Origin of the sequence: Stenotrophomonas maltophilia (assembly GCF_003970865.1) — a bacterium.
GTDB classification, from domain to species: domain Bacteria; phylum Pseudomonadota; class Gammaproteobacteria; order Xanthomonadales; family Xanthomonadaceae; genus Stenotrophomonas; species Stenotrophomonas maltophilia_AR.
Window position 1 is genome coordinate 1 of the sequence record NZ_RXLZ01000123.1, and the last position, 4,053, is coordinate 4,053.

General features: G+C 66.2%; 5 protein-coding genes. 3 read left to right on the forward strand and 2 right to left on the reverse strand.

Going from position 1 to position 4,053, the window contains the following annotated elements; all coding sequences use genetic code 11:
- The 3 genes from EKL94_RS21910 to EKL94_RS21920 form a co-directional block, all read left to right on the forward strand.
- Positions 1 to 569 (forward strand): TonB family protein (locus EKL94_RS21910; RefSeq protein WP_440862120.1); only part of this gene is annotated, 569 nt, incomplete at its 5' end.
- A 42-nt stretch (positions 570 to 611) separates the two neighbouring features.
- Positions 612 to 2,357 carry a putative porin gene (locus EKL94_RS21915; RefSeq protein WP_126930624.1) on the forward strand — a complete coding sequence of 582 codons (1,746 nt, stop codon included), beginning with the start codon at positions 612 to 614 and terminating at the stop codon, positions 2,355 to 2,357.
- Between the two features lie 98 nt (positions 2,358 to 2,455).
- Positions 2,456 to 2,785 carry a hypothetical protein gene (locus EKL94_RS21920; RefSeq protein ID WP_005409871.1) on the forward strand — a complete coding sequence of 110 codons (330 nt, stop codon included), beginning with the start codon at positions 2,456 to 2,458 and terminating at the stop codon, positions 2,783 to 2,785.
- A gap of 34 nt (positions 2,786 to 2,819) precedes the next feature.
- Here the strand turns inward: EKL94_RS21920 and EKL94_RS21925 are convergent, their stop codons facing one another.
- Complete coding sequence (locus tag EKL94_RS21925) at positions 2,820 to 3,218, reverse strand: OsmC family protein (protein WP_126930626.1); 399 nt, start codon at positions 3,216 to 3,218, stop codon at positions 2,820 to 2,822.
- A gap of 84 nt (positions 3,219 to 3,302) precedes the next feature.
- A complete protein-coding gene (locus EKL94_RS21930; RefSeq protein WP_126930625.1) occupies positions 3,303 to 3,953 on the reverse strand; it encodes a hydrolase in 651 nt (216 codons plus the stop codon).
- Positions 3,954 to 4,053: the final 100 nt, after the last annotated feature.

Consider the following 4,053-nt stretch of genomic DNA (forward strand, 5'->3'; position numbering starts at 1 on the left):
GCCGCGCCCGTGGCGGGGGGTGGCGCCGGCGCGGGCGGGCGCCGCCCGGCCCCCGCGCCCCGCCCCGGCGCGCGGGGGAAAAGCCGCCGGAACCGGAACCACCGCCCGGAGGGACGGGGCCCGAACCGGAGCCGCTGGATCAGCCGACGCCGGCCGAAGAGCCCACGCCGACGCCGGACAATGCCGATCCGGTGACGATGAACGCCGATGCGCAGGCCGGTGGTGACAACTTCGGTATCCAGTCCGGCAGTGGTGGCGGTTCGTCCGGCGTTGGCCGTGGTGGCGCCGGCAACGCTACCTACGGCCGCTACCTGGGCTACCTGATGCAGCAGGCGATCTCGCGCGACGACAAGGTCAAGCGTCTGGCGTTCCAGCTGCAGGTGAATGTGTGGCTGGCCAACGACGGCCGCCTGGAAAAGGTCGAGCTGGTGCGCGGCAGTGGCAACGAGGAGGCCGACGCGGCCGTGCTCGATGCGCTGCGACGCATCGGCAAGGTCGACCAGGCACCGCCGCCGTCGCTCGATTTCCCCGCCCGCGTGCTGATCCAGGGCCGCCGGCCCGGGGCCTGACTCCCGACCTCCGTGATTTCCCTTCTTTCGATGAGAACCGTGATGAACGACCACGTCCGCGCACGAACCGACTCCCGCCGCCCGCGGCCGGCCCGACGGGCGCTGCTGTGCTGCGCCGTGCTGCTCAGCCTGGCCGCCCCGGCCGGTGCGATGGCCGCCGAAACCACAATGGTCAAGCTGATCAAGGGCCTGATCGCCAGCGGTGCGCTGAAGCCCGAAGACGGCCAGGCATTGCTGGTGCAGGCGGAGGCTGAAGCAGCGGCCGCATCGCGCACCGCGACCGCCGCACCTTCGGCCGCCAGCGGTGGCGTGGCCCTGGAAGCCGGTGACGTGCGCGTGCCCTACGTGCCGCAGAGCGTGCGCGACGGCATCCGTGACGAGGTGCGCCAGGACGTGATGGCGCAGGCCAAGTCCGAAGGCTGGGCGGCACCGAACGAAGTGGCCGAATGGACCAAGCGCATCAAGGTCACCGGTGACATGCGCGTGCGCAGCGAGTCGCGCTTCTTCTCCGAACGCAACAGCGACATCGTGAGCAACTGGTCGTCGATCAATTCCGGCAACGGCTTCGACACCAACACCAACACCAACCTGCAGTTGCCGCCGCTGCTGAACACCCGGCAGGACCGCCGCAACCTGTGGCGCATCCGCGCGCGCCTGGGCATCGAGGCCACCATCGGCCAGCACACCACGGCCGGCGTGCGCCTGGCCAGCGGCAGCAGCAATGGCCCGGTGTCCACCACCGAGCAGCTGGGTGGCGGCCTGAGCAAGAAGGACGTGTGGCTGGACCAGGCCTGGCTGGCCTACAGCCCGGCCGACTGGGTGACGGTGCGTGGCGGCCGCTTCGGCAATCCGTTCTGGACCAGCGACACGCTGTTCTCCAGCGACCTCAACTTCGATGGCCTGGCCGCCAACCTGAAGTACGACTTCGACGGCGGTGACCTCGGCCTGTTCGCCAACCTCGCGGTGGTACCGCTGGAGTACACCTCCGACAGCTCGCCCAGCCAGAGCAAGGTCAAGACTCCGAACGAGAACAAGTGGCTGTCCGGTGCGCAGGTGGGTGTGAACTGGCGCTTCAATGACGAGAATACGTTGCGCGCTGCATTGGGCTACTACGACTTCAAGAACATCAGCGGCCGCCTGTCCTCACCGTGCGCCCTGTACGCGGGTGCGGTGGGCTGTGACACCGACTGGTCGCGCCCGGCGTTCATGCAGAAGGGCAACACCCTGATGCTGATCCGCAACATAGCGCGCAATCCGGAGGACCCGGCCGGTACGCCGACCCCGCAGTATGTCGGCCTGGCCTCGGCCTTCCGCCTGGCCACGCTGAACCTGCGCTGGGATACACAACTGGCCCAGGGCATCGGTCTGCGCCTGGATGGCGACTACATCCGCAACCTGGCCTACGACAAGCAGGCCATGTTCAGTCGCGCCCAGAACGGCATCGTCAACAACTACGGCGCCGGCGATACTGTCGGCATCGATACCTTCCGCAGTGGCGACACCGCCTGGATGGTGCAGGCCACCTTCGGTGCCACTGACTTGAAGGAGAAGGGCCAGTGGCAGGCGCTGCTGGGCTACAAGCACATCGAGGCCGACGCACTGCCGGATGCCTACAACGATCCCAACTTCCACCTGGGCGGCACCAACGCCCGCGGCTACTACGTGGGCGGCGCCTACGCGCTGGATGCACGCAGCTGGATCAGCGGCAAGTGGATGGCGGCCAAGGAAGTGTCCGGCGCGCCGCTGTCGATCGACGTGTTCCAGCTGGAGTTCAATACCGGCTTCTGAGTGGCGGGCGTGATGCGGATCACGTAGTGCGTGGCGGGGGCGCAGCGATGCGCCCGTCTAAGGAAAGGAGACCACGCGTTGTTCAAAAGGAGGAGTGGATGAGCCGTCGCAAGCTGTTCGAGAGTCCCGAACCGTCCAGCCAGATGCTGGGTGTTGGACCGGCCTATGTTTCCGTGGAGGGCCTGCGCCAGCACCTGGCCGAGTTCCTGCTGTATGCGGGCCGGCCGGTGGTGATCATGCGCGGGCGCAGCGAAGTGGGCTATTTCCTGCCGGCGCGCTGCTGGCGTCAGCGTGACGATGATCCGCTGGCCGCCGCCGCCGCCGACCAGCTGCTGGATGCGGCCGGTTTCCAGGCCGAAGACATCCAGCAGGTGGAGCAGGAGTTCAACGCCATGCGCCAGCGCACCGTGCTGCATTCACGGCGTTGAGCCTTATGTAGATCCACGCCATGCGTGGATGGGGTTACGCTGCACTCCCACGCTCACTGGTGATGCGTGCACCTTCGCGCATCACCAGGGTCACCGGGGTCTTCTCCACCACCTCCAGCAACCGCTGCCACTGCGCATCGCTCAGCTCGGCGCTGGCATGCAGTACGCGGTGCACATGAAAGCGACCATCCGCGTCACGTTCCGAGCGTAGCTCGGCATGGAACTCGCCCAGCTCCCAGCCCTTGCGCTGCGCATACATACGCAGGGTGATGGCGGTGCAGGCTGCCAGCGAGGCCAGGTACAGGTCGAACGGTGCGAAGCCCTTGCCCTGGCCGCCCAGCGAGGCGGGCTCGTCCGCATCCACGGCGAATGTGCCATTGCTGATGTGGTGCAGGTAGTTGTCGGCGGTTGAAACAATGCGTGCGTAGGCCATCACGTTCTCCATCTGTCTGTGGCGTCGAGCCATGCTCGACTGCTCCAAAAGGCGGCGCCGGCCAGGACCGGCGCCGCCACCCAATCACTCGGTACGATCGTACGAGAACTGGATGCCTGCCGTACCACCGGTTTCAATGAAGAGGTTCATGAAGGCCGGCACCGTTTCCGAACGGGCCCAGTCGCGCTGCAGCTCGCAGAACAGCTGCGGCACGCTGATCAGCTGGCCACCGGCCTGTTCGATGCGGCGCAGCGCCGCATCGTGCGCGGCCAGCGAGGTGCCGCCGACGGCGTCGACCACCACATACACCTCATAGCCTTCCTTCAACGCATCCAAGGCCGGGAAAGTCAGGCAGGCCTCGGTCCACAGCGCGGTCATGATCAGCTTGCGGCGGCCGGTGGCCTCCACCGCCTTGCGGAACTCGACGTCTTCCCAGGAGTTGATGGTGGTGCGGTCGTAGATGGGGTAGTCACCCAGCACCTTGCGCAGCTGCGGAATCGGCGGCTTGTTCAGGCCGGTCTTGACGTTCACCGTCGAATGCACGATCGGCAGACCGTAAGCCACAGCGGCCTTGGCGGTGCCGACGATGTTGTTGACCAGCAGCTGGCGGTCCATCGAGGCGATGGAGTTCACCTGCACCGGCTGGTAGTCGATGATGATGAAGGTGGAATTCTGCGGGGTCAGCAGATGATCGCTGGCCGGGTCGCGGATCGGTTCACTGGACCTGTCCCTTATACAAACTCGACGCGGCCGACGGTATTTGCGGGGTGAGATCGGGGGGGCCCGTTTGCTTTAAAAAAAAAAAAACCAAAACAAAAACACCACAACAAAAACA

Bases quoted from the DNA above. Each gene is read 5' to 3' on its own strand.
- EKL94_RS21925 (WP_126930626.1), bottom strand. From the start codon at position 3,218: ATGGCCTACGCACGCATTGTTTCAACCGCCGACAACTACCTGCACCAC.
- EKL94_RS21920 (WP_005409871.1), top strand. From the start codon at position 2,456: ATGAGCCGTCGCAAGCTGTTCGAGAGTCCCGAACCGTCCAGCCAGATG.
- EKL94_RS21915 (WP_126930624.1), top strand. From the start codon at position 612: ATGAACGACCACGTCCGCGCACGAACCGACTCCCGCCGCCCGCGGCCG.